At 37.1% G+C, this 6913-nt stretch carries 6 protein-coding genes; 1 reads left to right on the top strand and 5 read right to left on the bottom strand.

Annotated elements, in window-relative coordinates:
• The 4 genes from EJK17_RS10805 to EJK17_RS10820 form a co-directional block, all read right to left on the bottom strand.
• Positions 1-313 (bottom strand): helix-turn-helix domain-containing protein (locus EJK17_RS10805; protein ID WP_148665336.1); only part of this gene is annotated, 313 nt, incomplete at its 3' end.
• 199 nt (positions 314-512) lie between these two features.
• Positions 513-746 (bottom strand): DUF4767 domain-containing protein, encoded by a 234-nt coding sequence (locus tag EJK17_RS10810; protein ID WP_103662652.1) that lies wholly within the window; start codon positions 744-746, stop codon positions 513-515.
• A gap of 153 nt (positions 747-899) precedes the next feature.
• Positions 900-2213 (bottom strand): Fic family protein, encoded by a 1314-nt coding sequence (locus tag EJK17_RS10815; RefSeq protein ID WP_103662653.1) that lies wholly within the window; start codon positions 2211-2213, stop codon positions 900-902.
• A 465-nt stretch (positions 2214-2678) separates the two neighbouring features.
• Positions 2679-3194 carry a hypothetical protein gene (locus tag EJK17_RS10820; RefSeq protein WP_103662654.1) on the bottom strand — a complete coding sequence of 172 codons (516 nt, stop codon included), beginning with the start codon at positions 3192-3194 and terminating at the stop codon, positions 2679-2681.
• A gap of 197 nt (positions 3195-3391) precedes the next feature.
• Here EJK17_RS10820 and EJK17_RS10825 point away from each other — a divergent pair, with 197 nt between their 5' ends.
• Entirely contained in the window at positions 3392-6274 is a 2883-nt protein-coding gene (locus EJK17_RS10825) for a mucin-binding protein (protein ID WP_127796425.1), read from the top strand.
• A 173-nt stretch (positions 6275-6447) separates the two neighbouring features.
• On the opposite strand, the gene EJK17_RS10830 is transcribed toward EJK17_RS10825, so the two are convergent.
• Positions 6448-6759 (bottom strand): hypothetical protein, encoded by a 312-nt coding sequence (locus tag EJK17_RS10830; protein ID WP_103662655.1) that lies wholly within the window; start codon positions 6757-6759, stop codon positions 6448-6450.
• Positions 6760-6913 lie beyond the last annotated feature (154 nt).

Below are 6913 nucleotides of genomic sequence, written 5' to 3' on the forward strand. Positions count from 1 at the left end.
GAGGCTTACCCCAATCAGGTTGTGCTTTATCAAAGAAGTTCTGCCAAGCATTGGCCAAGTCCGTAACGGCTAGCTGTAAACATCTAGATGATAACTGATACTGCCATTCTGCTTTATTGGCAACTAACTCATCTCGCACTCGATATTCGTTTGGACTAGGATTATCTTCCTTGTTTAAGGTACGAGCTTCATACATTGCTTGCCAAGTAGCTAAAGCTTCATTCCAGCAATAACGCCGATAATCACATAAGCGATCTAGTTGATGTTTCATAGCTTGATTGGGTTTTAATTCAACTACTTGAGCTTTGATCACTTGTTCCACCTCCAATGCAAACATTAGTTTAACAACTTAAGCAGTTAAGACAAGCGAACAAATTCTTAAATTTTTAGCTTTCGAAAACTGATATACCTCTATGTTTTTTACTTTCTGAGTAGATCAGTTTCCATAATTAACCATGTTTTTCTATGTTTTAGTTAATCATTGCATCCTCCAAAAATCCTTACCAGTTTTATTAGTCATCGTCTTCACTATTTATAATCTTGGCAAAGCCCTTTTTAACATCTTTATTTGCAGTTTCTTTAACTGCAATATAATCGCCATTAGTCGTTTGATCCACTAACACAATCGGCTTATTATCATACACACAGAACAAATAAGTAATATGTTCTTCAGCAAAATCACCATTATAATTAAAGATTGAAACTACATGATAGTCAAACTTTTTTCCAGCTCTATATCCCTTCATCAACTTATTACTCAGATATTTCAATTTTACACCCTAAAAAGAAAAAACAAGCTTTAATTTTGTCTATTTGTATTTTGCTAGACATCAAAAAAAGCACGTTTTTGCGTACTTCTTTTCTTCTACTCTCACATTTAATCAGAACATTGGCTAAAATTAGTCTTCAGGAGCATTTACTTCAAATATCTCATCACAAATTTCATGTTGTTTTGGCCGACCGTTAATTTCTTTAATCCACTGCATCTTCTCTAATTGCATGATTGCATTTTTAGTCCGCCTAATTGAAATATTGTCATTTTTAGAATTCAACTGAATAATATCATTATCCATAATTCCTAATTCTTTATTTTCGGTAAAAAGCTTGGATTCTCCTAGGTAAAACAGAATGGTATAAATAGCATCCTTATCATATTTTTCATCTAGGCTGTTAACCCTTTGCTTAAAGGCAGTCGTAATTTGTGCTAGCTTTTGTTGATCTGAACTTAAAGTTGCAACTATCTCTTCTTGTTGAGCGACTAATAACTTTAACATCTGGATAATGAAAAAAGTCAGCTCAGCATAATTTTCCGCTTGATCCGCTTCTTTAAAGATTCGGTAATAAGTCTGTACGCGAGCATGAATTGCTGTCGCAACCGAAAAGCCGGTAAAATGATCATATTTATGAGAAAGATAAGTTGAAAGCAAATACCGTCCCATTCTGCCATTTCCATCCAAAAATGGATGAGTATTTTCAAAGAAGAAATGGGTAATTAAGCTTTTGTAAATAGAAGGCAAATCATCATTGTTCATAAATTCAATTAAACTAGTCAACGCTTCAAAAATTGCCTCTTCCGTCTGTGGTGGAATATGCACAGTATGAACTGCATCGCCAATACGTAATTCCTCGCCTGATGGTAATTCATCTCTAAATAATTCGCCATTAGGCAACTTATTTTTTTCAATCTCGCCTTCTAGTAAACTATCATAAATCATCCTAAAATCACGTAATTTTTCAATCTTAATTAAGTGATTACTTTGCGTTTCTTGATACATCCGGATTGTAGACTGTAATCTTCTATGTGCAGGACGATGAATATTTTGTTCATTTTCACGAATAATCGTACTAATCTCACCACGGTCAGTCTCTACGCCTTCAATTCGATTAGTATAATTAATCTCTAATGCCAAAAGCTGGTTTAAGAACTGCCTTTTCGCTACGCCTGGTAGAGTTTGAGCTAATTCTTTTATCTTGTTGGAATTTTCTCTCAATTCACTTTCTAACTTAATAATCTCTGGCAGATAAACAAAGAAAATTGGATATTTATTTGTTTGTACACCATTTTTACCAGTGAGAAGGGGATAAAGATTAGTTCGATATGAACTGACCCCATTTAACCGTGCCTGATAAATTTGATCGATTTCTTCTTTAGTAACCATTTTAGGTTTGTGTAAGTATTTTTCTTTCGATAATTGATGGTAGCCTTTAGTCATGATTTTTCCTCAACTTCAAAGTTAAATTAACAAATACTGCTTTTTGTTAATAATGAGTTCCTTTATTAAGGTTAATTATTAACAAAACCCCACTTTTGTCAATAATTATCACCCAACATCAGATTATAGATTGACAAAACCCCACTTTTGTTAATAATTATGAGCAAATTAGACCACTAATTTAACAAAATGCCACTTTTGTTAATTTGAGGTAATTATTTCATTTCATAAAAAATACACCTTCATTCAATTAAGAATAAAGGTGTATTCCCGCAATAGACTCTGCAGAGCATCTACCGCTCTTGCGTTAATAGAACCTCTGCTGATGGAAAATCCGTCTTCACGAAGGTATAATCTGCAATTATTATACAAGAATTTTCTAAAAATGACTACTGACGTTTGATGTCAAGGTAAATAACCTCAACCCAAAAAAGAGGCCATACAGCCTCTTTCTTCAACAACATCTTAAAAGCCCCAAACTAGCTTGTGCAACTTCAATGACTGGCGCTTCTTCTGATCAGCCTTGTGGTTCTTTCTTGCGCTACTCTTGCTCTTGTAATAAGTATCAACCCAAGTGTCAATACCAACATACAGCTTCTTGCGGTTATTCGTCACATAAGCAGATGAACTTTCACCATAAGGAACAGATATCAACATCCGGTTGCCCTTCGCCTTAATCAATTGACGAGTAGCCATGCCAACTTGACTCATATGTGCCTTCTTAGCGTATTTGTACGTTCTCGTCTTACTATTCGCAGTGCCAAAGCCAGCTAAATTAATCTGCGTGCGCGTAATCTTGAAGGCCTTCAACTTGCCGCTGTAATCATAGCCATACCAAGTCCCGCGGAACTTCTTAGGTACCGCCACCTTTTGAAAAGTAGTCGCCTCGACTTGATCAGAGTGACTTGCATTAACAACAAAAATTAATGAGACTGCAAACAGCATCCCCATTAACAATGCCAAAATTCTTTTTTGCTTCACTCTTTTATCCTCCTACATAGGGTTAAGTATATACCTAAATCCCCTCTTCTATAAGACTGCCCTAAAATTTAATAAGAAAATATTAAGCCATTATTCCCAGGCTGACACCGTGTCACTTTTGATGATTTAATAATATTACAGAAATGAACATAAATCATCATTTAAAGGATATAGAAAGATAGAAGAGGTAAAGAATTATGGTTTCTAGAAAGAATATCCAAGAAAAAATTCGTAAGATGGAAGACAGAAGAGAGCGTCATTCTATCCGTAAATTAACAATGGGTGCCGCTTCCGTTCTGATCGGCTTAACATTTATGGGCACTGCTAATAGTCAAATGGTAAGAGCTTCTGAAATTGAAGAAGTTCAGACTACTACAAGCAGTCATATAAATGAAGATATTAATAGTGAAAATACTGCCGAAATTGCAACTAATGCTCAAGAGCAAGAAGTGCAAACTACTAACGTAGTAGAAACTCCAGTGGAAAGCACAACAACTACTGAGGTAACCACTCCTGAAACAAGCAACACGATTGCAGAAGAAAAGGTGGAAACTCCTCCTGTAGAAAACACTTCTACAACAGCAACTGAAACGACAACTAATGTCGCAGAAGAAAAAGTTGAAACTCCAGCTGCCGAAACAATGACTGAAGTTAAAGACACTACTGAAAAAACTACTCCACCAACTTATCAAGAATCATTGGACAAAGTTGAAGAAATCAACAAAGACAATAACGACAAGTTGCAAGATGCAATTGATAAGGCTGAACAAGAAGGAATTATTATTGATACAAAAGATCCAATCAAGATTCCAACTACAACCGGTGGCATCGACATTAACAAAGATAAGCTGGAACAATTGACGCAAGCTGAAATTGATAAGATTAACGCTGCTATCAGTGAGTACCAAGCTGCCAAAGACAAATACGAGAAAGAACTAAGTCAGTACAAAGATGATTTAGAAAAATACAATATAGCTTTAGCTGAATACAACAAAGCTAGAGATGAATACATTCAACACTTAAAGGACTTGGGTCTTTGGTCAGATGATCCAAATAACCCAGATGTAGTTGACCCAGCTGACTTGAAGCAATGGCTCATCTTAGGTAAAGAAGACAACGCAACTGTTAAAGTTGAAATCATGAATGGCAACCAAAATAATGTCATTCAAAGCATACAACCAAACGGTCCTTTACTTGGCATTATGGATCACTACTATGAAATCAAAGCTGATCGTATCGATGGCGATTTCTTGAAGGTGATCTACACTAACTTGCAAAACTCCACTTACAACGGTGAAGCAATTAGCAAGATAGAAATTATCTACAGTGACTGGGCAACTAGTAAGCACCCATACCAAACTGGAAAGCCAGGTCTTTACTTCAGTAGTAATCCAATCGATGGCTTCTTCTACCGCAAGGCAGATGGTGTAACCATCGAGATGAAGTTCTACGACTCTAAAGGCAACTTGATCGTTTTAGATGAAAACAGTGCTTACATTACTGTCGGTTCATTAAACAGTAAAGGTGAAGGCAACGATTACGTTGAAAAAGCTGAAATCATCAATGGTAATGGTCACAAAGGTGAAGGTGTTCAATTACCTGAATCTTCAGTAACTGTTCACAAAGGCCCTAACGGTGACATTCTTTACTCTGACAAGAATAATGAATTACTTTACAAGAAGGAAATCTCTGCTGCTGACTACCAAAAGGCTGTTGCAATCTGGGGAAAAGCTGCAGTTGATAAATACCTTGGCTGGGACGATGCTACTGACCGCAGTAAAGAAATCTTCGGTGCTGGGCTCTTCAAGGTAAGCGGTAATGCCATCAAGATTAGATTCAGTAATGAGCTTGGCTCTGCTTGGGCAACCTTCTCCACGACTATTCCAAACATCACTTTTGATAAAGAGAAGCCAAAAGCTCCAGACAAGCCAACTACTCCTGAGCCTACAGCTCCAACTATCTCTGTGACACCAGGTCAATTAGAATTGAAGAAGAACTCCAGCGTTCACATTCACTACGTTGACATTCACGATGCAATTACCAATGGTTTAGTTACTAAAGATGACTTAACTCTTGATGCAATGCATAACTTAGGAGTTCACATCGACAAGTGGCAACAAAATCATGAACACTTATCAATCGATGACTTATACGAAAACATTCTGCACAATTGGGACGAACTTGGCTACGAATTAGTAGTAATGCACCCAGATGTACAAACAGGTACTGTTGGTGAAGAGCCTAAGCACTTGTACATCTACTTGAAGCACAAGACTGAAGAAACTAGTCGTGATAAAGTAGTTAACCAAACTATCCACTACATTTACGAAGATGGTTCCACAGCTGCTCCTGACCATGTAAGTGTACAGTTAACTTTCACTCAAACAGGTGTCAAAGACTTAGTAACTGGGGAAACTAACTGGAATGGTGAATGGACGAAGACGCACACTTTCGTCTCAGTAACTAGTCCAACTATCCCTGGCTACACGGCTGATCGACCAGAAGTTGGTCCATACGACATCACGGTTACAAATGATAACTACGATGACAACTTAGACAAGGTTGATACAGTTGTCTACAGAAAAGATGTTCAACCAACTGATCCACAGCCAACAACGCCTCAGCCTACCGACCCACAACCGACTGTGCCTCAACCAACTGATCCACAGCCAACGGTGCCTGAGCCAACTACACCACCAACTCCAACTCCGGACCCAGAGCCTACTACGCCAACACCTGATCCAGCTCCTACCCCTGAACCAAGTGAACCTGAGGAAGTAGCACCAAAGCCAGAATTGGTACCTGGTGAAGAAGGATCAGACGAAGCTGAAGCTCCTAAGAGCGAAAAGACTGAAACTCCTAGCCAAGTAAAAGCTGCTCCAGTTAAAGCAGAAAGAGTTGTCAATTTGAGTGCTAAGAGTAGCAATGAAACTCCTACTGAAACAACAAAATCTGAAAAAGCAACTTTACCACAAACTGGGGACGAAACTAATAAGAAGGCTGGCGCTATCGGTTTAGTAATCGCCGCTCTTGGTTCATTATTCGCTCTTGCTGGTAGTAAAAAACGTAAGAAAAAATAACTAAGTTATACAAAAAACGAGATCAAAATTGATCTCGCTTTTTCATTTTGCTTTGTCAACTTCTGTAATTGACGGTACTTGATGTGCTCCTACACTTTTATTACTAGCTATGGCTAATTACACATATTAAAAGCTCTCATTAAAAAATGAGGATTCTGTATTATAACTTTTTGCTATTTTTGCCTTAAAAACCATCTATATGACGTTCTCACATTACCTAAATTTTTACTAAAGTTCTTTTCGGTAATCATGCCTTTTTCAAATTTTACATCTATTACAAAATCCACATATGGTTTTAATTCAGGATGACTAGCAGCTTCTAATTTTCCTCTATTTGTATTGAAAAAATTCTGGTCTTTTAACAGCGCGTCTCTAAAAGTTCGAAATTGTCCAACATATGGCTTTAAAGATTCAGCATCTTCTGCTTCTTCAAGAAATTCGAGTTGGGATTTGACCCATGCTTTCTTTGTTACAAAATCCGTCATCTATCTCACCTCCTCTCTACTTTTATTGTAAGCGTCAAAAACTGAAGTACCTATCTTCTCCTTTTCTTTCGTCCTATACTTGTCTTATCAATTTTGAGGAGGCAAATTTTATGAACGATAAACACGATATTGTACCTTTAACAGATAAAAATAA

It is taken from the genome of Lactobacillus xujianguonis (genome assembly GCF_004009905.1).
GTDB lineage: Bacteria > Bacillota > Bacilli > Lactobacillales > Lactobacillaceae > Lactobacillus > Lactobacillus xujianguonis.